Source organism: Enterobacter sp. PGRG2 (genome assembly GCF_030291195.1).
Classification (GTDB): domain Bacteria; phylum Pseudomonadota; class Gammaproteobacteria; order Enterobacterales; family Enterobacteriaceae; genus Enterobacter_D.
Map to the genome: position 1 here is coordinate 3,879,330 of NZ_CP127837.1, position 26,225 is coordinate 3,905,554.

The following is a 26,225-nucleotide window of genomic DNA, read 5'->3' on the forward strand; positions in this document are numbered from 1 at the left end:
AAAATCTCATAAACCTGAAAATAGTTTCTATTTATGAAAAAATAACTACTAACAAAAGTATTTTTAACGACTATAACGTCTATTAAAAGAAATTAAGCGCCAGCGCCATGGCTAAGAGCACCCGGTCCCGGGAGCGTCTTCTTAACCTGCAAACATGGAACATTAATTTCAAGTTACCGACATAACCTGAATGGATATTTTTGTGTAAAAATCTGTCATTACTTAAAGGGAATAGCTCAATTATTTTTTCGATTTCAGCCCGATACCATTTGTTTTTCACCAGGCTAAGTCTTTTGAATATTGAGCGTAAGCTATTGTTAGCACCAACCTGGTTACTTGCATGCTGACGATAAAGCATCCCAGAATTGTTGTCGATGTACCATTTGTAATTTCCGGAACGAGCGAAAGCATATATAAACCAATCATGCAAAGCAATATTACAAACCGGCCCCTGGTTATCTATTATAAACTTTCTAAGTTCAAGATAGGCCGCTTTTTTTATAACATAAGTACATCCAGGGCCAGCAGCCTCGAAATAATAATCGTAATCAACAAAAGGCTGTGATTTGACAATTTCACATTGCATGCCATTTTCCCAGAATGCTGTCACATTACTGGAATAAAAATCATTCTTGTCCAGGTTAGCAATAGCGCGACATAACTTGTCATTTTTCCAGATATCATCCTGATCTGACAACGCGATATACTCGTCGTCTTTAATATCGGCATCCATAATGAGACGATAAAAGTTTCTGGCCGCGCCACCAAACTTCTTACCCATTGGTAAAAATTCAACATTGGGGTGTTTAGCGGCCATGGACTGAACAAGTTCTTCAGTACCATCGGTTGAAACGTCAACGCTGATAACAATTCTTACATCGACGTTAGACTGTTTTAATATTGACTCAACCTGCTCTTCAATCCATTGTTTGCCATTGTAAGCAGCTAACAAGACGAGAACTTTATCTTTCATTACGGTCACCATTCTTCATGCGTAACTTGTATATTTTTGAAATGAATAAACGCCTAAAGAACTTTAATAGTGAAAAAGCTACCAGAAAGAAATACTTTGGCATTGTTATAAGCTTTTTATCCATTAATTCAGTATAGTTACTTAATTCGCCTGATTCCATTTTCCATAGCTTTGAGCCAAGTCCTGCACCAGAGGCATATGGATGTTTATCATCTGCATAATTTATTACATTATCACGTAATACAGCGCTTTTAAATTGATGTGTTACGTAATAAAAAAAGAGGGCATCCTCACTGTACCTTCGACCTTCAGAAAAACCATCAATGTGGCTGAATACTTCTTTTCGCAGAATCACAGTCGAAGGCTGGAAGTACTGTTTCATTAACTGCATTTGATACGTGACATGTATATGTTCGTCACGACCATCAGCACTAATAAATCTATTCTGATACCCGCCACCAACAACAAAATAGTCACTGTTTGCCAGAAAAACCATTTGCTTACGAGTTTTATCACTACGCCACTCGTCATCAGCATCCAGAAAAGCAATATATTGCCCGCTACTACGCCTGATGCCGGCATTTCTTGCCGACGCTACGCCTGCATTCGCTTGCCTGACCAGGTCAATATCGATATTCTGTTCATGAGCAAATCTCGAAACTTTATCGGCTGTGCTATCAGATGAGCCATCATCAATGACAATTATTTCAAAATTGAATGCACCTTCTTGTCGGATAACGGAAAGTAAGGCTCGTTCAATAGTACCCTCCGCATTATAAGCCGGAATGATGACGCTTATTTTATTCATAATGATATATTCTTATAATAACCAGGCCATGCATAATAAATACAATTCAAATTTTATGAGTGCATGGAGAATACTTTTTTCCAGGAACTTACCACTGCATCTGGATAATATTTTTTACTGCTAGCGACAGCGTTCTTCGAAATAGACTCGCAAAGCTGCTCATCATCTAATAACGCCAGACATTTTTCCTGAAGCGCCTCTAGATTTCCATTTTCAATCAAAAATCCATTCACAGCATTCTCAATAAGTTCAGCAGGACCAGTAGGACAGTCATAACTCACTACTACACACCCGGCTGCCATGGCCTCTATAATAACCATTGAAAAACTTTCACGCTCAGACGTCACAATAAGAAATTTTGACTTTTGAAAATCCTTGAAAATATCACTTGATTTACCGCACAATATCTCTGTGGCAGACGGAGAAGATGATAATAAACTCTCATATTCTTCGCCGTGGCCAAATAATTTTGACGTAATGTTTCGGTGACTCTTGATATAATCGTGCAACTTCAAAAAATGGGTAAATCTTTTGATTTCGTGTAGTCTGCCGGCTGCAACAAAGTCAACAGGACGGGTTGCAATTGGTTCATTAACTGCGCCCGTTGCAAAATTAACATCTAAAATGTTAGGGATTGTATATACCTTAGTAAACCATTTTCTGTAGTATTCATTATCTTGTTTTGTCAGACAGACTATGGCGTCACATCCTAAACGGTAAGAGTATTTACGTAACAATCTTACTCGTGGTCTATGGGCATAATAATCAGCGTGCTGATGAGCAATTAGCATGAATTTCTTTTTACTGAATTTCCTTAGCAGCGAAAGGAAAAACGAAATGCGATCATAAGCTGATATAAGTACGGCATCAGGGGGAAGTGATTTCAAGAAGTTCCATAACTTATGAATTTCATTTTTACCCGTCAGTAATCGATACTGCTCATTTGCATCAATATGAATTTCAGCATTTTCATGTAATGAAACAATTTCAGCATCATAGCCAGAATGCTTGAGAGTATTCACTAAGGTAAAAGAACTTCTTTCTATTCCACCTAAATCACAAGCATTAAGTACCAGTACATATATTTTCATAGATCGCAGAATCTCTTTGCATACTAAATTTTAATGATCAACTTTTATGACCAGCACTAAAGTATGTTATGGTAGATATAACCTTCCATGGTCGTATAACCATTAATCTTATAAGCTGTCACCAGGAGTAACACACTGAAGAACGCTATTTTCTGTATTAAATGTTTGCAGTTATAAAGGATTAGCCCATAAATAATCATATCATAGACTAAAAAGTATAAACTTAACCGAACAGCGATATCCGGGAAAGAGGGATAAAGTGCAAGGTAGCAAAACATACCTACTAAATAAAGTTTCAAGAAAATGTTATCGCGTACTTGTCGTAATGGAACAACCATTAGCAAAAGTATTACTGGCAATACCCTTTTTATACACCCAAGCAGATAGTCCATAGCTGAGTATGTTGAGTTGTACGCACTGTCAGTATAAAGCTCAACATTACGGAAATATCCCAAACCACTCAAATACTCTGACAATGTTAAAAATGAGCCAGCAATGATAAATGAACAAAGAGAAGCAATTAATATATTTCTGTATCCAACTTTGAAATAGTTAACTATATATGCTAAAGAAAATACAATCGCGGTTTTATGGAATAAGCAGGCGATGAATATAGTAATGGCAAAGAAAAAAAGTTGTTTTCTTACAACAAAGAATATTGAAATCAGCGAGATTGATAAAGCAATACTTTGACGCATCCCACTTAAATTCAGATAAAAAAACAAATCCGAAAAGAAGACTAATAAGGCGACATTCTTATAATATGAAAACTTATCAAGAAAGCATATCAATAAAGTAAAATTAAGGATATTAATTATCATTAATACCCAAGGATAACTTAATCCATCCAATAGTCGATAGATACTCGCAAATCCAATTTCAATATTTTGACTAACAAGTTCATACTGGTTGATATACATATTTTCATAAGCATACCAATCAAGGCCTACATTGCTGCGTGTTGCCGCAAAAATCACAAGCACTACTACAATAAAGAAGGTCAGAAGATCTTGGTAGGCTTTTCGGTGATAAAAAGCATCTGAAAAAGCTATTATCGCCAGCAAAAGATATAGTAAAAAATACATTTAGCACCTTAATCAGGTTATTACGCAATATACCAATTGCCGTAGCACTTGTGAAAACTACTTAGTAGTAAAATACTTAGAGATTATTTTTAAATATGAATCACCATTCACATTGCAAGGCTCAATATAATTACCTTCAGCCCATTCGTTCCATGATTTTACCATCAACATTTTTCTTTTCATTTTACTAACTATGTTAGCAGTATTTTTAACATGTTCTTCAAATAATTCAGGGGAGTTATTTTTCAGTATGACCCCTTTTTTACCATGCCTGATACTCGAATCCCATCCCGGAAAAATAACAGGTATTTGTAACGAATTAGGATCAATATCCATGTTCATTTTTCTTGCACATCGTTCGTATTTGTAGATGCGAGGTATAAAAATATTATACCGTTGAAGTTTAACGATCAGCAAATCGAAACATTTCCTTATAAAGGTTCTATGTTTCATAAAATCACAACTATTCAAATACTGGTTTACCAATTTAGTTTCTGGATCCCCAGGCAACATGTTTTCGCCAATAAAGTAGATGCCATCAAAACCTTCTGCCTGCGCCCTTGCAGTAAAATACTCGATAAGCTCTTTGCCATTTAATGCATTTTTAAGATCATAAATAAAGAACACTGGCTTGTTATCGATTTTGGTATATCGCTTATCTTTAAAAAATGGCAGCAAATAATTAAAATATGACTCCAAAGAAAAATCATAATGTTGTTCTTTGAGGAGTTTATTTTCTGTTTTATTCCACCAGGTGTGGTTTGCCCACGCAAAACAGAATTTAACGTCAATATCACTTTTTAACAATAACTCTGCTGGTTTCTCAAGCAACATATCATGATCGTTAAACCAGTAATGCCAAAAACAAAAGGACGTAATGCCATTTTCTTTAGCAATTTTATATTGTTTCTCAATCACCGAAACGTCATTCAAATCATAGTAACCCAAAGGCTCTATGGGTTGGGGGATTACGTGGTCCTTATAAATTTTCTTAGCACTTTTGAGCTTGACCCATTCAGTAAAACCCTTTCCCCACCACTGATCGTTTTCGGGAATAGCATGGAACTGTGGTAAATAGTAAGTAAAAATCTCTTCAACTTCAGTTTTCATAAAAATCCAGGAATAAAATGAATGACTTGGAAACGGCCAAAATTGTTTTTAATTTTTGAACACACGCTGATTAATGGCGGAAAGCACTTCTTCGTCCGGACGTGTATAAAATAAACTGACATCATCATCAGCGATGTTATTTAAATCAAGTTTGGAAAAATCAATTTGTTTAGCATATTCAATTTCTTGAGGTGATAATCTCATACTAATTGTCTTTGCCGGATTTCCCCCTGCGACCGCATAAGGAGCTACATCTTTTGTTACCACAGAACCAGCAGCGATGACCGCTCCACGGCCAATCTCGACTCCTGAAAGAATGGTTACATTGCACCCTATCCACACATCATCGTTGATGATTATGGGTCCCTTGGTACCAGCATCAATATTTTTATTTAAATTCTTTTTTGCTGATACAGGGAATGAAGTGATTCCTATAGTCGAATGGTTACCACCTAAAACAAAAGTGACATTTCCTGCAATTGAAACATAATGACCAATTTCAAGCCGTTCAAGCGGATTACCCCATTCCAGTACATATAGGGAACCATAGGTCATTTTACCGACCTGAACTTTATCAAAATCAAAATCGTTTATAATGGCTGTATCATTGTGTTTATTTCTTTTTCGCCATGCATGCTTACGCATTAATAATTTCAGATTTCTTTTTACAAAAGCTACTAGCATTTCTTTTTCCTGACGGTTGGAATCTTTTCATTTATATTATGCTAAAGGAGATTGATTGCTTACCAGTGACTCGATAGCTTTAACCTGGCATTGTGAAGTACATCGCTGTAAAGCCATTTGACGGCTACTTTCTTTTAGAGCGGCTAAAGAAGGATCGTCCAATTTTAAAAATTCCATGATGGAATTGGCTAAAGCTTTTGTAGTAATACTATCCGCAAGGAAACCGCTGATTCTGTCGACGATGAGATCCTCTGCAACTCCGACTTTGAAAGCCATGACTGGAACACCTGACATCAGTGCTTCGTTTATCATCATAGGCCCGGCATCCTCTATCGAAGGGCAAATAAAACCATCTGCCAGATTGTAGAGATAAGGATACTTATCTTTGTCATGAATAAAACCAATATTCACAAAGGAAATCCCTTCAGGGAGAGTAGCCTGGGCTTGATCACCGACCGTTAAAATCGATACGCCTGTTAGCAGATTGGGAAAGTTCTTTCTGATAAACGCCAAAGCATCAAGTACATACTTTACACCTTTCCTCGGGTCACTTAAGGATTGCGCGCCTAAGAAGATAACCCTATTCCCGGCAGGTATTTGCACATCAATAATATCGTTGGCAACTACCTTTGTACGGGGTTTGAAAATCTGCTCATCAATACCGATTATAGCTTTCTTGATGCCCAGTTTCGCTTTAATCCCACTTGACTCGCAACGGTCATCTAACCATTTACTTGCCGAAAGAAAAAAACAATCCATTTGCATGTAATACTTCTTACGCTTATGGAAAATATTTTTCGGTAGTTTGATCAGCTCAGGGTATTTCATTGCAGGGCAGTTGTCACAATCAACCTTATAACCCTCACAATGCCATGGATAATGACAACCGCCGGTAAACATAGCTGCATCCATTAAATAGAACGCAACAGGACATCCATAATGCTTTTGTATTTTTAGAATATCATGATCAGAAAGATAATCGGCAACGAAATAAACTATAATCAGATCAGGTTTAGTTCTGTATTTTTTAAAAATTTCACTGACACTGAAAGTAGTATTGTAAATTAAATAAATTTTATCTTCCGGGCCACCTCGACGCACAAAAAATCGTCGCATCAGTCTTCCAAAAATACTAAATATCTTTCGCTTATTTTGTGAAAGCTCAATTACATCTTTATCGTGTGATGTTTTTTCCACTACACACATGCTTGATTCGTGTCCGTACTTTTTAAGATTAGTGTGTGTACGATACGCACCAAAGAAAGCACCCTTACTATCACCAGTGGACAAATGTAAAATTTTCATATTTTTTCTACCATTTTTTTATTTTAAAATTATGGATGGCTGTTAAGAATTGATTTTTGAACATATATATAAAACCACAAATAATCACCAGGTTAATTATTGGCGGGCATAAAATATAAAGTAATTTATTGCCTGAAAATAATTCATAGCTTTGCGTGATTTTGAAAGCCACATAAGAAACCATGAGGATCAGCATCGTCAATAAGGGGATGATGCGGACATAGCCTGTCATCTCCTTATGTACACAGTGACCGCCCCATAACAACATAAACATAAGCGTCTGAATAAAATAGAATATGCAGGACCAGTGTGGCCCAAAATACTTGGCAATAAGCACTGTTAAGGGAATTGTTAATGCGGAATATAATGCATAGGCGTAAAAGTGAAACTTCAACTGGCCAGTAGAATACAAAAGGATAAAGACAAAATTCATCATCCCAGCAAAAAAGGCAGCGGAAACCAGCCATTTAGCATATTCATTAACAGTGAAGCCAAGTTCTCTGTTTTTTAGCCACAATGAAATTAAATCACCTCCGTATAAATACATATACGGAACCAGAGGCGCGAGACATACTATATAACCTATTGAACTAAGGCTAAATAGTTCAACAAATTTGGTATGATCTTTCTCTTTAACCAGCGCGCTCATTCTTGGCAAAAGCAACTGTGATAAAGGCGCAGCTAATGTAAGCACTACTGTACTCAGCTGTGCACCAATCTGATAGTGCGTATAGCTTGTGAGATCGGTATAGGTTGAGAGAGATATCTTATCTACCTGGCTGGCTATAACCCATATCATTGACAGGCCAGATAATTGCAGGGAAAACTTAATTACGCTTCTGAAAGAAATAATCTCATGAACCGCTTGATCATTATTATCATGATATTCATTCAAGGTTTTTCGCTGCATCATGATGACGTATGCGACACCTCCCGCAGTGGCAATAATATCAACAATTGCTAAAGCCAGAAGAGAAGTAAAGAAAGCAATCAATGTATTAGAATAATAAACTAATACGAGATACGAACCGCCATAAAAGAACGTAGTATAGAACATACTCCATATGGCTATTAAATCCTGACGCTCCATGCCATTAACAAAACTCTGGAGGTACGAGCGTAGATATAATAATGCTAGTATTACGCCAGTAAGTTTAATACATATTATTGTTTCATCGTTCGACAGGTTGGTCTTCAACCAGTCATTAGCTATATAGTCTGCATAGTTGTTAAAGATGAAAACAAGAATACCGGCGACTACAACAAAACCACAAAAAACCTTGAGAAATAAATTTACAACTCTTGTGAAATTAACAAGCTGATTTTTATTGGTTGCAATTAATTTAATGAACGTACCGCTAATGCCTGCATCTAACAGACCCATTAGCATGATAAGCATAGTAAAGAATGATACTAATCCATAACGTTCCGTTCCCAGCATGCCAATAATTAACGGTACTAATAGCAGTGGAAATGCGGCTCTGTACAACTGCGAGGCATATAATACTATTACTTTCTTAAACATAACCGCTCACAATAAAAACCAGCCAATCCTGACATTACATGTTTTTGAAGAAGTCAGATATTTTGGAGCAAATTGAGTCTACCTGTTCCAGACTGAGCTCATAATACATAGGTAGTCTGAGTAAACAATCTGTAAAGCGGTCACTGTATTCAAGATCTACAGGCTCATTTTTCTCAAGGAAAAAATCACTCTTATTAAGTGATAAATAATGGAATACAGAGTGGATACCATTTTCTTTCAGATAAGCAATAAGCGATGAACGGGTTTCTATGTCGTTACAAACAATATAATACATATGAGCATTGTTTGTAGCATAAGACGGAACATCTGGTAATTTAATAATGTTTGCAGCCGCTAAGCTGGCAAGATTCGCATTATAACGATTCCACAGCGCCTTACGTTTACCCTGAATGTCATCTAAGCTTTCAAGCTGTGCATACAAGTAAGCTGCAATAATGTCTGAAGGTAAGAAAGAAGAACCGATGTCAACCCAACCGTATTTATTTACTTCACCTCTAAAGAATGAAGCGCGGTTAGTACCCTTTTCACGAATGATCTCTGCGCGTTGAATATATTGCTCATCATTTATGACAAGCATTCCGCCTTCACCAGAAATAATATTTTTTGTTTCATGAAATGAAAACGTGCCAAAAGTGCCAATACTACCTAATGGTTTATCTTTGTAGTATGAGTCAATTGCCTGAGCAGCATCTTCTACAACCGGTATATTATACTCCCTGGATATAGACATAATCTCATCCATATCACAGGCAATACCCGCATAATGCACAATTACAATAGCTCTGGTTTTATCTGTAATGCTGTTACGGATAGCAACTGGATCAATATTTGGATTGTCGCTGCAACTATCGACAAATACTAATTTTGCACCGCGTAATGAAAATGCATTAACAGTAGAAACAAAAGTATAGGATGGAGCAATCACCTCATCCCCTGGCTGGATATCAAGTAAAATAGCAGCCATTTCGAGAGCATCCGTGCACGACGTAGTCAGAAGGACTTTTTTGAAACCGTATTTTTTCTCAAAAAACTCATGGCACTTTTTAGTAAATGCACCATCACCTGAAATTTTACCGTTACTCACTGCCTGGGCAATATAATTTAGCTCATTTCCCTGCATATACGGTTTATTAAACGGAATCATTTTGCTGCCTTATTTAAGATCATTAAAATAGTTAGCATCCGCATCCTTCGCGGAAAGGATCACTTTTTCTGCCGATATTGGCCAGGTAATGTTGAGCGTTGGATCATTCCAGACGATGCTACGCTCCGCTGAGGGGTTATAGTAATTTGTCGTTTTGTATAAAAACTCTGCTGTTTCGCTTAGCACTACGAAACCGTGAGCAAAACCCTCGGGGATCCATAACTGACGTTTATTTTCGGCTGAAAGCGTGACGCCCACCCATTTACCAAAAGTGGCAGAGTCACGTCGTATATCCACCGCAACATCAAATACTTCTCCTACTGCACAGCGTACTAACTTACCTTGCGCATAGGGTTCGGCCTGGTAATGTAATCCACGCAATACGCCTTGCGTAGATTTTGAATGATTATCCTGAACAAATGACAGCGTTGTACCAACATGCTCCTCAAGTGCTTTCTGGTTAAAGCTCTCGAAGAAAAAACCCCGCTCATCGCTGAAAACTTTAGGTTCAATAATTAAGACATCAGGGATTTCAGTTTTAATTATATTCATCATTAATAACCTTTAATCATTTTCAGCAAATATTGCCCATAAGCATTTTTCGACAGCGGCGCAGCCAGTTTTTTCACTTGTTCTGCATCGATAAAACCTTTGCGGAAAGCAATTTCTTCAGGGCAAGATACTTTCAGACCCTGTCGTTCTTCTATTGTTTCGATAAAATTACTGGCTTCAATAAGGCTCTGATGCGTTCCTGTATCCAGCCACGCGAACCCACGTCCCATCATGGCGACAGAAAGTTTGCCTTTTTCCAGATAGAGGCGGTTAATATCTGTAATCTCCAGCTCACCACGTGCTGATGGCTTAAGATTTTTAGCCATTTCTATGACATCGTTGTCATAAAAATATAACCCGGTAACCGCATAATTACTTTTTGGTTCAGCAGGTTTTTCTTCAAGGCTAATTGCGGTGCCTTGTGAATCAAATTCTACAACGCCGTAACGTTCAGGGTCGTTGACATGATAAGCGAAGACAGTTGCACCGTTTTCCCTGGAAACTGCGCCATCAAGCAGTTTCGGTAAATCGTGACCATAGAAAATATTATCGCCCAGAACCAGCGCGCAGTTATCATCGCCGATGAAATCTTCACCAATAATGAAAGCCTGTGCTAATCCATCAGGGCTTGGCTGCACTTTATACTGCAGGTTTAATCCCCACTGGCTGCCGTCGCCGAGTAACTGCTCGAAGCGCGGGGTATCTTGTGGCGTGCTGATGATCAGAATATCGCGGATACCCGCCAGCATTAACGTTGACAATGGATAATAAATCATCGGCTTGTCATAGATTGGTAACAGCTGTTTACTCACTACCATCGTTACGGGATAAAGACGTGTCCCGGAACCGCCAGCTAAAATAATGCCTTTCCGTGTTTTCATTTTACTATCTCAGACAATGAGTTAATGTGCAGTTGTGGTAAACAACTCTGCGAGCATACGCTTAACGCCCTCTTCCCATTTCGGAAGCACCAGACTAAAGGTGTGCTGAAATTTTTCGGTATTTAGTCGCGAATTCAGAGGACGCTTTGCCGGTGTGGGGAAACTCTCGGTGGATACCGCAGCCAGTTCATTAAGAGAAAGCTCGATGCCCGCTTTACGCGCCTCTTCAAACACAAGCGCCGCATAGTCATGCCAGGTCGTGGTGCCTGAAGCCACCAGATGATACAAGCCCGCGACTTCCGGCTTTTGCAGCGCAACGCGAATGGCATGTGCCGTGCAATCGGCCAGCAATTCAGCGCCGGTCGGCGCACCAAACTGATCGTTAATTACCGACAGCGTCTCACGCTCTTTCGCCAGTCGCAGCATGGTTTTCGCGAAGTTGTTGCCTTTGCCGGCATATACCCAGCTGGTGCGGAAGATAAGATGTTTTTCGCAGTTCTCTGCAACAGCCTTCTCCCCTGCCAGCTTGGTTTCGCCATAAACATTCAGCGGCGCCGTTTCGTCAGTCTCTTTCCACGGCGTCTCGCCGGTGCCCGGGAAGACATAATCGGTGGAATAATGGACTACCCATGCGCCCAGTGCCTGCGCTTCTTTAGCAATAGCGGCTACGCTGGTCGCATTCAGTAATTCGGCGAAATCGCGTTCGGATTCCGCTTTATCGACGGCAGTATGCGCCGCCGCGTTAACGATCACATCCGGACGCACACGGCGCACGGTTTCAGCCACGCCTTCAGGATTACTGAAATCGCCGCAATACTCCTGCGAATGCACATCGACTGCCGTAAGTTTGCCCAGCGGCGCCAGCGCGCGTTGCAGTTCCCAGCCCACCTGACCTGTTTTACCGAACAGAAGAATATTCATGATTAACGGTTCTCGTAGTTCTGTTCAATCCAGCTCTGATAAGCGCCGCTTTTGACGTTGGCCACCCACTGCTGGTTATCCAGATACCATTGAACGGTTTTACGGATCCCGGATTCAAAGGTTTCCTGCGGTTTCCAGCCCAGCTCGCGGCTGATTTTATCCGCATCGATAGCATAACGGCGATCGTGTCCCGGACGGTCAGCCACGTAAGTGATCTGATCGCGGTAAGAGGAGTCTTTTGGCACGATTTCATCTAACAGATCGCAGATGGTGTGCACCACATCGAGGTTCTGTTTTTCGTTATGACCGCCGATGTTGTAGGTTTCGCCCGGCTGACCTTGTGTTACCACGGTGTAGAGCGCGCGAGCATGATCTTCAACATACAGCCAGTCGCGGATCTGATCGCCTTTGCCATAAACCGGTAAGTTTTTACCTTCCAGCGCATTGAGGATCACCAACGGGATCAGCTTCTCGGGGAAGTGATAAGGACCGTAGTTGTTGGAGCAGTTAGTCACCAGCGTCGGCATACCATAGGTACGACGCCACGCACGCACCAGATGATCGCTGGAGGCTTTGGACGCGGAGTACGGGCTGCTTGGCGCATAGGCCGTTTGCTCGGTAAAGAGCGGCAATGCCTCGCCTTGTGGATGCTCGTCCGGATGCGGCAGGTCGCCATAGACTTCATCAGTTGAAATGTGATGGAAGCGAAACGCGGATTTTGCCGCGTCCGAAAGAGCTGACCAGTACGCGCGGGCAGCTTCCAGCAGCACATAGGTGCCAACAATATTGGTTTCGATAAAAGCGGCAGGGCCAGTGATTGAACGATCTACATGGCTTTCGGCCGCCAGATGCATGACGGCATCCGGCTTATGCTGATCAAAAATACGCGCCATCGCTGCGGCATCGCAAATATCAGCATGTTCAAAATGATAGCGCTCGCTGTCAGCGACATCACTGAGCGATTCAAGATTACCGGCGTACGTTAATTTATCAACATTCACAACTGAATCTTGAGTGTTTTTAATAATATGTCGGACAACTGCAGAGCCAATAAAGCCAGCGCCACCGGTAACAAGAATTTTCACGCTATCCATTCCGTTTAGTAAATTGAGAGGAAGTTCGACACGACAGAATTGTCGCGGCTTTAGCCCGCAGGCACGCTACCGCCCCTGGCTCAACAGCTACCAGTGGACTGAGTAAGGTCATTTTGTAGGGCAACTGCGAAATGTAGCGGGCGTACGCCCGTTTTCAACCGCTAATTGTCATCCTTATTTCACATTGAAACAAGGAAAATTCTTATAGATCACCGGCCTTCGCATATTTTTTAAGCCGTTGATCTACAAGAACTTGTAGTTGAAAATAAAAAAAGCAGCAGATAATCATCAGAGGCAAATATTCGCCTCTGAGATCATCTACTGCTCTGTGTTCACTTACTCGTAAACCGTCCGGAACATCAGCCAACCGTTAACGTAATAGTTTAGCAATGCTTTCGCGGAATTTTTGACCTTCTTTCAGATTACGCAGACCATAGCTGACAAATGCCTGCATATAGCCCATTTTTTTGCCGCAATCGAAGCTGTCGCCGGTCATCAGCATCGCGTCTACCGACTGTTTTTCTGCCAGTTTAGCAATGGCATCGGTCAGCTGGATACGCTCCCAGGCGCCCGGTTCGGTTTTTTCCAGTTCCGGCCAGATGTCGGCAGACAGTACATAGCGCCCCACAGCCATCAGATCGGTATCCAGCGTTTGCGGCTGATCCGGTTTTTCGACGAAGTTAATAATGCGGCTGACTTTACCTTCGCTGTCCAGCGGCTCTTTGGTCTGGATCACACCGTATTCAGACAGATCGCCCTTCATACGTTTCGCCAGCACCTGGCTGCGGCCGGTTTCTTTAAAACGTGCCACCATTGCGGCGAGGTTATAACGCAGCGGATCGGCGCTGGCGTTATCAAGAATAATATCCGGCAGCACAACCACAAACGGATTATCGCCGACGATAGGTCGCGCGCAGAGAATGGAGTGACCCAGTCCCAGCGGCTGTGCCTGACGTACGTTCATAATGGTTACGCCCGGCGGACAAATAGACTGTACTTCTGCCAGCAGCTGACGCTTAACACGCTGTTCAAGCAGCGCTTCCAGTTCGTACGAGGTGTCGAAATGGTTCTCAACGGCGTTTTTTGAAGAGTGGGTTACCAGAACGATTTCTTTGATCCCTGCAGCAACAACCTCGTCAACGATGTACTGAATCATTGGCTTGTCGACGATCGGCAGCATTTCTTTTGGAATGGCCTTGGTGGCAGGCAACATGTGCATCCCAAGTCCGGCTACCGGAATAACTGCTTTCAAATTAATCATTATTAATTCCACCTATAAATGGTTGATGAATTATAGCTATTTAGCCTGCTTTATCCAGCAGGTTTTCACCCTCTGGCTGAGGCAAATCATGTTACGCCGGTTAATATCCGTATGCAGTAGATGTAATCCGAAGCTGCCTCCTGGCGCACCAGGAATGTTCGCAAACTTGTTTTTATGTGCGTTTATCAGGCAGACGGAAGTTCAGTTTATCGGTATTGACCACATGCTGATCCACCCGGTCGATGTCCACCGAGCTTTGGCCTTTTTCATTTACCGCATGAATATTGGCCAGTGAAAGCAGCGTGTCCTGCTTCGCCATAAAGCGACCGCGCACGTCTTTGCGCAGATCAAACTGCATTTTCAGCGCCGGTCCGGTGGCGGCTTCCTGCATGATATTAATGTTACGCAAGAACAGGTGCTGCGGCTTATTGTGCAGGGCAAGGGTGGCGCGCTTCATCGTCAGATTGGTGATCGCCACAAAGGATGTCGCGTTGCCGGATGAGATCTGTATACCACGCAGTTTCAGTTCACTGTTGCTGTTATCCAGATGCACGTCGTTGAGCTTGAAATTTTGCGGGATAGAGAGGTAATTACCTTTGATCACGCCGTAACCAATCAGCATACCGGCGCTGTTGGTCATGCTGACGTTATCAATCACGAAATTATCGCAGCCGTAAATCGCCACGGTGGCGTTATCGATACCGGCTTTCTTGCTGTATTCAGGGGTGATGTCAGTGGCTTTGATATTACGGATGACAAAATGTTTGCCGTTTTCCACATGCACCAGCTGGCGGCAGTGGCTGCCGGTAATGTTCGCCACGACAAAGTTTTTTACCGCCTGATGTTCCGGGTAATCATTGTCATAGGTGCTGCCCGCGAGGCCAATACCAATGCCCCAGTTGATCTTGCCGTTGGTACAGTCAATATGGTCGATGACGTGATCGGAGATAAGAATATTGCTGTCGTTGATCGCCACGTTCCACTCAATGGCGTCGCCCTGCAAATAGCTGAAGCGGCTGTTGGTGATACGCGCGCCGTCGATACGATTATGGAAGCCCTGACGCAGGATCGCATAGTTGGCTTTGGTGACCGTGATGTTATCGATGAGCAGATTACGCATTACACGTTTGTTCTTACCGCCGATGTAGATTTGCGTCACCGGCCCGTAGCCGCTCATCGCCAGTCCCTTGATCACACAGTCCGATCCCCGCACGTCGAGGGTGATGTTATACAGGCTACCGCCCTTCTCACCTATGACCTTACTGCCATCCTGTAACACAAAACGTCCGCGACCATTTCCCTTAAGGGCACCACGCACCAGCAGGGTTTTCCCTTCCGGGATAAAAATGCCGGTATTGATGTTTTCACAAACGAGATCGGCAGGTACTTCCACCGTCTCGCCGTCGGCGAACGCCTGTTTAAACGCGGCGATCCAGTCGTTTTTCTGGTAGTCGCGTACATCTACGGTGGATTTACTGCCCTGTGCGAAAGCGGCGGCAGGCAGAAGCGGAAGCGAGGCCAGTACGGAACCGGCCTTAATAAAGTGTCGACGGGAAAATGCTGTCATAAAACCTCAGTTCAGAGCGTCTGGAGCAGCGTCGCCAGACGCTGATTGATTTTCTGCTGATTAAAGTCCGTTTCGACTTTTTCACGCGCTCGGGTAACCACCGGCACCAGCTGCTGGCTCTGCATGCTGCTAAAGGCGGCCAGTTTGTCAGCCAGCGCCTGGGGATCGTTCTCAGGGACCAGCCAGCCGGACTGGTCAGCGTCGATCAGTTCCGGAATACCGCTGTGCACCGTGGAGACCACCGGGATCCCCACCGCCATCGCTTCCATCAGCGCTACCGGAATGCCCTCCATATCGCCGTCAGCACCGGTTACGGACGGCAGCAGGAACACGTCGGCCTCATCGAGCATCGCCTTCACTTCATGGCTGGGCTTAAAGCCCGGCATCTCGATCACGTCCTCAAGCTGGAACTGTTCGATCAGAGTGCGCAGACGGCGCTCCCAGGGTCCGATGCCGAGAATGCGATAGTGGAAATTAACACCGCGCGCCTTCAGCAGACGACAGGCTTCGATGGCGACATGCAGCCCTTTTTTCTCAGTCAGGCGCGCCACGGAGATTATCTGCAAGGGTTGTCCGGGCGCTTTCACCTCGCGCAGGGTAAAGCGCGACATATCCACGCCCATACGCGAAACGGCGATCTTCTCCGGCGGGCAGCCCATATTTTGCAGGCGACCGGCCCACAGATCGCTGATGGGCAACATCAGATCGCCGCGGCGGAACAGCTGCTGATACTCCGGCGTATAGTGCGCCAGTACGTCCCGGTGCGAGACGTCGATACCGTGGAAGACGGTGGCGATTTTGCCGCGGATCACCCCCAGTTCACGCAGTTTTGCTGCCGTAACGCCTGCCGGACCAAAGTGGGCGATAAACACATCGGCGCTGAAAGTGCGTGGCGCCAGGCCACAAATGGCGGCGAGGATCAGGTTACGGGCTTCATCGCCGTAGCGGCGCATATTCAGCGCCTTCCAGGTGGATGCGCGCCCCGCGCCCCGCAGGATCGCCTGCGCCCGGTAGCGCAGTTTTGCGGCTTTGCCCTGCGGCTCATCCAGCAGCCAGTGAGTTTTCTCCGCCAGCTTGTATTCGGTATAGGCCGCATGGGTATTGCTGAGATCGCCCTTATGCAGGGCGATAATCTCCACGTCAAACCCCATATCGATAAACGCCGTGATCTGGTTTAACACGAAGGTTTCGGACGACAGCGGAAACTTCAGCAGGAAAAAACTGACCTTCATTGCTTACCCCGCACTCTGTCCATCACCGATTTCACCATCTGCAATCCGTTATTCCGTTCTGCGGCCACCGCCGTTGCCAGTTGCTGATTAATAGCGGGCAGCTGGCCGAGGGTATCCGCCACCATCGCGGCAAGCGAGCCGTCGAGCAAATGACGAATATCAATCGCCATCTCCGGCATGCCGAGCTGCTGCATGATGCCTGCGGATTTGTGCTCGTAGTTAATGGCGATGGCCGGTGTGCCGAAGTTCATGGAGATGATCGCTGAATGCAGACGGGTGCCGACGGTCAGATCACAGGCGGCAAAGATTTTGCCCATCTCCAGATCGTTAAGCTCATCCATCACCACGTGATAGCGGGACGGATCGCTGACATGCTGACGCAGATTGAGCGCCACCATGCGGTCATCTTTGTTATAGCTGTCGATGCCGGTGCAGGTGGAGAGCGCCAGCACCTGCCAGCCCGCATCCAGAATACGGTTAACCACTTCGGCGAAGGCTTTTTCGTAGGCCTGCTGCGTGGTGCCGAGGCGTTTATCGAAGGGCGCCAGTTCGCGCAACGTAATGGCGACGGTTTTCTGCGAGGCCGCCACGTCCAGCCAGTGCTGCACCGCATAGCTGGGGGTAAAATCGCTATAATGATGATCCACCAGCCAGGCGGTGTCCACGCCCTGCTCCACCTTATCAGTGTTGATCTGGCTCTTTTTCATCAGATCAAGACTTACGCGCTCACGCAGGATCAAGGCATCGCAGTGTCCGAACACATAGTTCGCCAGCTGGTTAAACTGCGCGTCCTGGAACGGCCCAACGCTGTGGCCGATCATGTACAGCGGTTTTTTCGCCATAAAGGTGCACAGGGCATGCTCAAACTGCGGCACGCCGTAAAGATCGACAAAGAAAGATCCGCCCACCTGGATGATGGCGTCATAGCCTGACAGCAGGCGGACGAAATCGGTAAAGCCCTGGGCAATAGCGATATTGCGCAGCTTGCCGCTGTCGGTCACGCGGGATAACAGCACCTGGTGCTGATAACGGCGACGCAGGACTTTTTTCACCCGCCCGACCAGACCGGCGGCGGTGTTGTGCTGTTTCATCTGACTGTACAGCGGATCGCCCATCACCGGACGATTTAACAGCCAGGAGGAGCTCACCGGATAGCGGCTCATGACATCCACTTCAGCGTCAGGCTCAAGCACCGTAATGGCATCCAGTAAGCCGCGTAAAATCGCGCTGTCCCCACGGTTTCCACAGGTATGGTTACCTAAAATAAGTAGTTTCATTACAGTTTCACCTGAATTATTGATGTCGTAAATTTGTGAATAAAATCAACCTGCGCGCAGCAGCATTCTTAATTTTTCATTGCGGCAAAACTGACGTTTCAGCTCCACCACCAGCGCATTACGCGACAGCACAATCATCACCGCGAACGCCAGCCCACCGGCCAGGATCTGCACAGCCAGCAGCGTGGCGAGGGAGAGATGCCCGTCCAGCGCCAGTCCCAGGCCGTAGCTCACCACCAGCGTCGGCAGCGACAGGTAAAACGGCAGCCACAGGCTCAGAATGTACTGGCGATAGCTGGAGCCGAGCACCGGCTTAATCATCACGAAGTAGCTCAGAATGGTGTTGATAATCTGCACCAGCAGGAAGCCCAGCGTCACGCCCAGCGCGCCGCCCATGTGCCCACCCGCGATAATCGCCGGGACGAACAGGCAGGTTTTAAAGACGTTAAATTTGAAGCTGATGTCGACACGGGCTTTCGCCATCAGCAGCGATCCAATGGGATTGCCCACCGCGCGCAGCAGGCCGACGATGCACAGCAATTGCAGAATGGGGATGATGCTGTTCCACTTCTCGCCAAACACCAGCGGCACCACGTTATCGGACACCACCATCAGGCCGAGCAGGATCGGGAAGTTGATGATCCCCACCACCGACAGCAGTTTGTAGAAGTTGAGCCGCAGCTTTTGCGTGTCGTCCTGAATTTTGGCGAAGGCCGGGAACAGCACGCGGGTGATAATCGGGTTGAGCTTCATCGGCGGCACCACCGCGACGTTGTAGGCCAGGTTATAGCCGCCCGCGACGCTGGCGCCAAGAATACGCGCCAGCACCAGCGTGGAGAGGTTAGTGTTGACGTAGTTGATCACGCTGTCCGCCGTCAGCCACGCGCCAAAGCGCAGGTTGGAGTTGACGGAAGCCAGCGAAAAGCGCAGACCCGGACGGTAAATTTTGCGGCCGAAGAAGCCGAACAGCAGCGTACGCACCGCGGTGTTGACCAGATAACCAAGGATCGCGGTCATCGCCAGCGGCCAGTACCAGGCGCTGATCACCGTAAAGGTGAAGCCCGCCATCACCGATACGGTTTCAATCATGCCGATCTTGCTGAACTCCAGCTCTTTCTGCATCAGGGCGCGGAACTGCTGTCCGTGGGGGATCAGCACAAAAGCCACCGACAGCGTTTTGATCAGCGGCGCCAGATCCGGGTTATTCAGTACTCCGGCAATCACGTCGCTTAACAAAAACATCGCCGCGCAGACCACCAGCCCCAGCCCGACGTTCAGCCAGTAGAGGGTGGTCAGTTCGAGATGGCCGATCTCTTTGCGCTGAATAATGGAGTTGGCGATGCCAAAATCCGACAGCGTATCCGCCAGGGCGATGATCACCAGCGACACGGTGAGCAGGCCGAACTGGTGATTATCGATGATGCGCGCCAGCCAGGTCATCTGCACCAGCCCAAGGCCGATGATGATCAGGGTGGCCATGGCTGACCACTTTGCGCCGCTGATGGTTTTTTCTCTCAGGCTCATGATGTGCTCGCTTAATACGCCGCTTTGTTCACAAAGCCTTTAAAGATGGTGAGAAAAACAATCTTGATATCGAACCAGAGGCTCCATTCACGGATGTACTCCAGATCGAACTCAATACGTTTTTCCATTTTTTCCAGCGTGTCCGTCTCGCCGCGCCAGCCGTTGATTTGCGCCCAGCCAGTGATGCCCGGTTTCACTTTATGCCGCAGCATGTAGCCCTGGATCAGGGTGCGATACTGTTCATTGTGCGCCACCGCGTGGGGACGCGGGCCGACAATCGACATGCCGCCGGTCAGCACGTTGATAAACTGCGGCAGTTCGTCAAGTGAGGTACGGCGCAGGAAGTTGCCCACTTTGGTGACGCGGGGATCGTTCTGCGTCGCCTGGGTGACCACTTCGGCGTTTTCCATCACCTTCATGGAACGGAATTTCCACACCTTGATCGGCTTACCGTCCATACCGTAGCGGGTTTGACGGAAAATAATCGGGCCAGGAGAACTGATTTTCACCGCCGCCGCGATGCACAGCAGCACCGGGGAGATAAGCAGCAGGATCAGTGAGGAGAGCACAATGTCTTCCAGACGCTTCAGCACGCGGTTCATGCCGGAGAGTGGTGTGTCATACAGCGGCACTACCGGCACGCCGTTCATCTCTTCGATGCGCGAATGCAGGATGTTAAAGGTAAACACATCAGGGATGAGGATCACCGAGCAGGTGGTATCCGCCAGCTCACGCACCAGGCGTTTGATGCCGGACTCTTCGCTCATCGGCATGGCGATGTAAACGTTATGAATTTTGCCCGCTTTCGCGTCTTCCAGCAGTTGGTCGTAATTGCCCGCCCAGTCAGCGGTCACGCCGCCCGGTCTGGCATCGTGATAGACGCCCACCACTTCAAAGCCCAGCCAGGGCTCATGGCGGAAACTGTCCAGCAGCACCTGGCCTACCGGCAGATCGCCTGCCACCGCCACCCGGCGGGTGTTATAGCCATGATGACGCAGCCAGCCCGCGAAAAAGCGGATCAGCGTGCGGCAGGTCACCAGCCCCACGCTGCTTAATACGTACCAGGCAAAGAAAACGCTGAAGGTATTATCAAAATCGGCGTTGAAGGCCATCAGTCCGGCGCTGAAAATCAGGCTCAGCGTCCAGTTTTGCAGCAGCAGCGCCAGCTCGGTCGAGATCTTCACGCCACGCCAGGAACGGTAGAAATCGGTCATACCACCGATCATCTGGAACACCACCAGCGTGATCAGGGCCATCAGCAGATGCAGGTAAAAAAAGGGTAACGCGTGTAGCTTGCAGACGATCCATAGCCCACCGAACATGATGGTGATGTCTGAAAAACGCTGCACCATAGAGATTAACGATGCATTCGTTTTAGCTCGCTCGCGCTTTTTTAGATTTATCATCGTTGTTCCTGTTCTTAAGTCCCCTCGCCCCTTCCCGCGGGCGAGGGGAAACCAAGCTCGACTACTGGTTCAACAGCGCCAGGATGTCCTGTGTTCGTGCCTCCATCAGCGCCACGTCACCCCGTGATTCGACGTTCAGGCGCACCACCGGCTCGGTATTGGACGAGCGCAGGTTGAAGCGCCATTCCGGGAACGCCATGCTGATGCCGTCGGTATGGTCGACTTCCAGCGCGCTGGCGGCATAGTGCTGCTCCACGCGGGCAATAGCGGTGGCCGGATCCGCCAGCTTGCTGTTGATTTCGCCGCTGGCCGGGAACGCCGTCATGCGATCGCGTACCAGTTCCGCCAGCGACTGCCCTTTCACACACAGCAGTTCCGCCACCAGCAGCCAGGGGATCATGCCGCTGTCGCAGTATGCAAAGTCGCGGAAGTAGTGGTGGGCGCTCATTTCGCCGCCGTAGATGGCGTCCTCTTCGCGCATACGCTCTTTGATGAACGCATGGCCGGTTTTCGACATCACCGGCTTACCGCCTGCCGCCTTCACCACATCCACGGTGTTCCAGGACAGACGCGGGTCGTGAATGATCTTCGCGCCAGGGTGTTTTTCGAGGAAGGCTTCTGCCAGCAGGCCGACAATGTAATAGCCTTCGATAAACTGGCCGTTGCCGTCGAACAGGAAGCAGCGGTCAAAGTCGCCGTCGAAAGCGATACCCATATCGGCCTTATGCTCGATCACCGCATTGCGGGTGTCATCGCGGCATTCCGGCAGCAGCGGGTTAGGAATACCGTTCGGGAAGTTGCCGTCCGGGTTGTTGTGCACCTTGATAAAGGTCACCGGCACGTTCAGCGCCTTAAAGCGCGCTTCGATGGCGTCCACCACCGGCCCTGCCGCGCCGTTACCGGAGTTGATGACTAACTTCAGCGGGGTGAGGTTGGTGGTGTCGATGTAACCGAGCAGGTGGTCGATATAAGCATCGCGCAGATCGATCTGCTTATAGCTGCCGCGTTTTTCCGGGTTCACCGGCGGGAAGTCATTGGCTTCCGCCAGACGCTGCACGTCGCGCAGGCCGGTATCGCCGCTGATGGGGCGCGCGCCCTTGCGCACCAGCTTCATACCGTTATAGTCCATCGGGTTATGGCTGGCGGTCACTTCGATACCGCCGTCCACGCCGAGATGGAAAGTCGCAAAATAGATCTCTTCGGTGCCGGAAAGACCGATGTCCAGCACGTCAACGCCCGCGTCCTGTAACCCTTTCGCCAGCGCCAGCTTAAGTGCTTCGCTGGTCAGACGCACATCACCGCCGAGCACAATGGTCTGCGGCTTCAGGTATTCGCCGTAGGCGCGACCAATGCGCCAGGCGATGTCTTCGTTCAGCTCTTCTCCGAGCTTGCCGCGAATATCGTAGGCTTTAAAACAGGTTAATTTTTCCATGATTACCTCGTTTTCAGGCGACACACAGCCTGGAGCCCGTTGGGGCAAATTTGTTATTTGTTCCAGCCCGGTGGCGTTTTGCTTACCGGGCCCGGTGATGCGAACTTTCCTTGCCCGGTGGCGCTTCGCTTACCGGGCCTACAATCATTCATCTGTAGGCCCGGCAAGCCTGCGCCGCCGGGCAACGTTCATTCACTACACCCGACCGTAACGATCCTCAAACCGCACGATGTCATCTTCTTCAAGATACGAACCGGAGCGGACTTCAATCAGATCCAGTGGGATCTTGCCTGGGTTTTCCAGGCAGTGCGTGGCACCGAGTGGGATATAGATCGACTCGTTTTCGCCCAGTAACTTGATCTCGTCGTTAATGGTCACTTTGGCGGTGCCCGCCACCACGATCCAGTGCTCGGCGCGGTGATGATGCATCTGCAACGACAGCCCTTCCCCCGGCTTCACGGTGATACGCTTCACCTGATAGCGTTCGCCGGAATCAATGGAGTCATACTTACCCCACGGACGGTACACTTCCCGGTGAATGTGATGCTCGTGACGGCCTTCAGCTTTAATTTGCTCGACCACTTTTTTCACGTCCTGCACCGCATTACGATCGGCGATCAGCACCGCGTCTTTGGTCTGCACCACCACCAGATCCTTCACCCCCACGGTGGTGACAAGACCGGATTCGGCATAGACATAGCTGTTTTCGGTTTTATGGCTGATCACATCGCCGTGATGCACATTGCCTTCCGGCGTATGAGCGCTGATTTCCCAAAGCGATGACCAGGAGCCGACATCGCTCCAGCCCGCGTCCATCGGCACTACCACCGCATCGGCGGTTTTTTCCATCACCGCGTAATCCACCGACTCTTCCGGGCAGGCGAGAAAGGCTTCTTCATCCACGCGGATAAAATCGAGATCCGGATCGACGCCGTCCATCGCTTTGGTGCAGGCCTGCAAAATATCCGGACGGAATTTTTTCAGCTCTTCCAGGTAACGACCGGCGCGGAACAGGAACATCCCGCTGTTCCAGTAATACTCGCCGCTGGCAACGTAAGCCTGAGCAGTATCGAGATCCGGTTTTTCAACGAACTGCGCCACTTCGAAAGCCACTGCGTCCACCTGCCCCTGGCTGACCGCGCCGCGGCGGATATAGCCATAGCCGGTTTCCGGCAGATCCGGCACGATGCCGAAGGTCACCAGTTTGCCGCTCTCGGCGTACGGCATGGCTGCACGCACCGCCTCGCGGAAGGCTTCTTCGTTCTGGATCACATGATCCGCCGCCAGCACCAGCATCAGCGGATCGCTGTCCGGACTGTTGCGCTGCGCCGCAAGGGCAGCCAGGGCGATGGCCGGGGCGGTGTTACGCCCGGCGGGTTCAAGAATGATGTTCTCCGTCAGCTTGTTGAGCTGGCGCAGCTGTTCGGCCACGATAAAGCGGTGCTGCTCGTTACAGATCACCACCGGGCTTTCGCACTGCACGCCGTTCAGACGACACACCGTCGTCTGCAACATCGTCAGTTCGCCCTTCAGGCACAGAAACTGTTTTGGATAGAGTACGCGGGACAGCGGCCACAGGCGGCTGCCGGAGCCACCGGCCATTACTACCGGATAGAGCGTTGGTTGACTCATTATTTAATCCCGAATATCTGCAATAAATTGGCTTAACACGTTCTCTTTTTCGAGCGTGCGTTCGGCATATTCACGTGCCACCGTGTTGAATTTGGGCATCAGCAGGGCCTGGCCGATGCCGTCGATCAGCGCGTCCACCGATTCCGGCTCCACGCAGACCGCGATCCCCGGACAGGTGTCGCACAGTTGCCCCAGTTCGGTGTGGCGCTCGGCGGTGATCACCGCATTGCCGCCCACCGCAAGAATATTGGTCAGCTTCGACGGCAGTACCGCGTCGGCCGCGCCGCGTTTCTGGATCACCAGATGGCAGTCCGCCAGTTTCAGCAGCGCCGGCAGCGCGTCGTAAGACTGCAACGGATGAAAAATTACGTTGCTCAGGCCACGCTCGCGGGCCATTTTTTCCAGTCGCGCTTTGCCGCCGCCCTGGCCGACAATCACGAACAGCCACGGCTGGTCGCGCAGACGATCTGCGGCGTCAATCACGCTCTCCAGCCCCTGCTTCTCGCCGATGTTGCCGGAATAGAGAATGATTTTTTTATCCGACGGCAGGCCGAGTTGCTGGCGAAGCGTTGATGCATCGGCGTCGGTGACGTCGCGAAAACGCGCCACTTCCGACCAGTTGGGGAAGAAAATCACCCGCTCAGCCGGTACGCCTTTTTCCTGCGCTTTATTCATCATCGAGCGCGAAATCGTCGAGACGTTATCAACATTGAGCAGGCCGCTGCGCTCAAAAGCGCTGGCAAGACGGGCCACACGCCCGCCCTTACCTTTACCGGCCATGCCGAGGCCAAGCATGGCATCGACTTCATAATCCTGAATGTGCAGTACGGTGCGGGCGCCGGAGAGTTTTGCCAGCAGGCGCATGCCCGGCGTACAAAACAGCGTCGGCACCACGCCGATAATGCGGTCCGGCTTCCAGCGACGTTGCGCCATCAGCGGGAAAAAGCTGCTCAGCGCAAAGCTGCCGAGATGGATCAGGCGCTTTAAGGTGGTCGGGGTTTTAGGCACATACAGCGGGCAGCGCCAGACGGTCGCCGCCCCCTCTTCCCGACGCCAGCGCCAGGCCGAGTAAGGCTCGCCCACTTTCCATTCCGGGTAGTACGGCGGCGCGGTAATGACGCGAACGTCATGGCCCTGACGGGCCATCCATTCCACCATCTCGCCGGTGTACTTACCGATCCCGGTCAGCTCCGGCGAGTAGTTAATTCCGTACACCAGAATTCTCATAAGCCCGGCACTCCGGACTTATCAGTACGGAAGTAGGCGCGGCTGTTGTCGTGCACGTTCTCGCTGTTCACGATGGCGTCAGGCGTCATCCAGCGCCACGCCCCATGCTGCTCGGCGGGCAGCGTCAGGGTGCTTTCATCCACACGGACACGGAAACCCAGCACGATGTAGTGCGTGGAAAAATCGCGTCCGGAGAAGTTGTCGTCATAGAAGTGCTGCCAGACGCCGTAAAACTCGCCTGCCGACATCGGCAGACGGGTTCCCAGTTCCGCCAGGGTCAGGCGCTCGAAGGCGCTGGCCAGCGGCTCATCCTTTTGTACGCGTCCGCCAGGGACAAACCAGTATCCCTGTGCCGGACGGTTGGTGCGTTCTCCCAGCAGAAACTCACCGCGCGAATTTTCCACGATTAGATCGATGGAGATCAGCGGCGTTGAGCGCACTACCGTGGCGAAGTCTTCTTGACTCAAAAACAT

At 48.2% G+C, this 26,225-nt stretch carries 22 protein-coding genes and 1 pseudogene; all 23 read right to left on the minus strand.

What is annotated here, in order from left to right:
- Positions 1–82 precede the first annotated feature (82 nt).
- Positions 83–973, minus strand: coding sequence for a glycosyltransferase (locus QRD42_RS17355; protein ID WP_321987722.1), 891 nt, complete (start codon positions 971–973; stop codon positions 83–85).
- The gene (locus tag QRD42_RS17360; RefSeq protein ID WP_321987723.1) at positions 963–1,781 is read right to left on the minus strand and encodes a glycosyltransferase family 2 protein; all 819 of its coding nucleotides are present in this window, start codon (positions 1,779–1,781) and stop codon (positions 963–965) included. Before QRD42_RS17360 ends, QRD42_RS17355 begins: the two co-directional genes overlap by 11 nt.
- A 53-nt stretch (positions 1,782–1,834) precedes the next feature.
- Positions 1,835–2,872: a glycosyltransferase gene (locus QRD42_RS17365; protein WP_321987724.1), complete on the minus strand. Its 1,038-nt coding sequence runs from the start codon at positions 2,870–2,872 to the stop codon at positions 1,835–1,837.
- A 56-nt stretch (positions 2,873–2,928) separates the two neighbouring features.
- The gene (locus tag QRD42_RS17370; RefSeq protein ID WP_318372603.1) at positions 2,929–3,957 is read right to left on the minus strand and encodes an EpsG family protein; all 1,029 of its coding nucleotides are present in this window, start codon (positions 3,955–3,957) and stop codon (positions 2,929–2,931) included.
- Between the two features lie 57 nt (positions 3,958–4,014).
- Positions 4,015–5,067, minus strand: coding sequence for a glycoside hydrolase family 99-like domain-containing protein (locus QRD42_RS17375; protein ID WP_321987725.1), 1,053 nt, complete (start codon positions 5,065–5,067; stop codon positions 4,015–4,017).
- Positions 5,068–5,279: 212 nt separating this feature from the next.
- Positions 5,280–5,421, minus strand: a pseudogene (locus QRD42_RS19635) (DapH/DapD/GlmU-related protein); the annotation flags it as partial.
- 366 nt (positions 5,422–5,787) lie between these two features.
- Positions 5,788–7,056, minus strand: coding sequence for a glycosyltransferase (locus QRD42_RS17385; RefSeq protein ID WP_321987727.1), 1,269 nt, complete (start codon positions 7,054–7,056; stop codon positions 5,788–5,790).
- 7 nt (positions 7,057–7,063) lie between these two features.
- Positions 7,064–8,581, minus strand: coding sequence for a lipopolysaccharide biosynthesis protein (locus QRD42_RS17390; protein ID WP_321987728.1), 1,518 nt, complete (start codon positions 8,579–8,581; stop codon positions 7,064–7,066).
- A gap of 34 nt (positions 8,582–8,615) precedes the next feature.
- Positions 8,616–9,746, minus strand: coding sequence for a dTDP-4-amino-4,6-dideoxygalactose transaminase (gene rffA, locus QRD42_RS17395; RefSeq protein WP_321987729.1), 1,131 nt, complete (start codon positions 9,744–9,746; stop codon positions 8,616–8,618).
- A 9-nt stretch (positions 9,747–9,755) separates the two neighbouring features.
- Positions 9,756–10,298, minus strand: a complete 543-nt coding sequence (gene rfbC, locus QRD42_RS17400; protein WP_072569034.1) for a dTDP-4-dehydrorhamnose 3,5-epimerase — start codon at positions 10,296–10,298, stop codon at positions 9,756–9,758.
- 2 nt (positions 10,299–10,300) lie between these two features.
- Positions 10,301–11,179, minus strand: a complete 879-nt coding sequence (gene rfbA / locus QRD42_RS17405) for a glucose-1-phosphate thymidylyltransferase RfbA (protein ID WP_072569035.1) — start codon at positions 11,177–11,179, stop codon at positions 10,301–10,303.
- A gap of 21 nt (positions 11,180–11,200) precedes the next feature.
- Positions 11,201–12,100 carry a dTDP-4-dehydrorhamnose reductase gene (rfbD, locus tag QRD42_RS17410; protein ID WP_072569036.1) on the minus strand — a complete coding sequence of 300 codons (900 nt, stop codon included), beginning with the start codon at positions 12,098–12,100 and terminating at the stop codon, positions 11,201–11,203.
- 2 nt (positions 12,101–12,102) lie between these two features.
- Positions 12,103–13,185: a dTDP-glucose 4,6-dehydratase gene (rfbB, locus tag QRD42_RS17415; protein ID WP_321987730.1), complete on the minus strand. Its 1,083-nt coding sequence runs from the start codon at positions 13,183–13,185 to the stop codon at positions 12,103–12,105.
- A gap of 379 nt (positions 13,186–13,564) precedes the next feature.
- Positions 13,565–14,455: a UTP--glucose-1-phosphate uridylyltransferase GalF gene (gene galF, locus QRD42_RS17420; protein WP_072569038.1), complete on the minus strand. Its 891-nt coding sequence runs from the start codon at positions 14,453–14,455 to the stop codon at positions 13,565–13,567.
- Between the two features lie 172 nt (positions 14,456–14,627).
- The gene (wcaM, locus tag QRD42_RS17425) at positions 14,628–16,022 is read right to left on the minus strand and encodes a colanic acid biosynthesis protein WcaM (RefSeq protein WP_321987731.1); all 1,395 of its coding nucleotides are present in this window, start codon (positions 16,020–16,022) and stop codon (positions 14,628–14,630) included.
- Positions 16,023–16,033: 11 nt separating this feature from the next.
- The gene (gene wcaL, locus QRD42_RS17430) at positions 16,034–17,254 is read right to left on the minus strand and encodes a colanic acid biosynthesis glycosyltransferase WcaL (RefSeq protein ID WP_072569040.1); all 1,221 of its coding nucleotides are present in this window, start codon (positions 17,252–17,254) and stop codon (positions 16,034–16,036) included.
- Entirely contained in the window at positions 17,251–18,531 is a 1,281-nt protein-coding gene (wcaK, locus tag QRD42_RS17435) for a colanic acid biosynthesis pyruvyl transferase WcaK (protein ID WP_321987732.1), read from the minus strand. Before wcaK ends, wcaL begins: the two co-directional genes overlap by 4 nt.
- 45 nt (positions 18,532–18,576) lie before the next feature.
- Complete coding sequence (locus QRD42_RS17440) at positions 18,577–20,055, minus strand: MOP flippase family protein (protein ID WP_072569042.1); 1,479 nt, start codon at positions 20,053–20,055, stop codon at positions 18,577–18,579.
- A gap of 11 nt (positions 20,056–20,066) precedes the next feature.
- Positions 20,067–21,461, minus strand: coding sequence for an undecaprenyl-phosphate glucose phosphotransferase (gene wcaJ, locus QRD42_RS17445; RefSeq protein WP_072569043.1), 1,395 nt, complete (start codon positions 21,459–21,461; stop codon positions 20,067–20,069).
- A gap of 61 nt (positions 21,462–21,522) precedes the next feature.
- Positions 21,523–22,893: a colanic acid biosynthesis phosphomannomutase CpsG gene (gene cpsG, locus QRD42_RS17450; RefSeq protein ID WP_321987733.1), complete on the minus strand. Its 1,371-nt coding sequence runs from the start codon at positions 22,891–22,893 to the stop codon at positions 21,523–21,525.
- 195 nt (positions 22,894–23,088) lie between these two features.
- Positions 23,089–24,525, minus strand: coding sequence for a mannose-1-phosphate guanyltransferase (gene cpsB, locus QRD42_RS17455; protein WP_318363985.1), 1,437 nt, complete (start codon positions 24,523–24,525; stop codon positions 23,089–23,091).
- Positions 24,526–24,528: 3 nt separating this feature from the next.
- Positions 24,529–25,752, minus strand: a complete 1,224-nt coding sequence (gene wcaI / locus QRD42_RS17460; protein WP_321987734.1) for a colanic acid biosynthesis fucosyltransferase WcaI — start codon at positions 25,750–25,752, stop codon at positions 24,529–24,531.
- On the minus strand, positions 25,749–26,225 hold the full coding sequence (locus tag QRD42_RS17465) for a GDP-mannose mannosyl hydrolase (protein ID WP_072569047.1): 477 nt from the start codon (positions 26,223–26,225) through the stop codon (positions 25,749–25,751). The genes wcaI and QRD42_RS17465 overlap by 4 nt, the downstream gene beginning before the upstream one ends.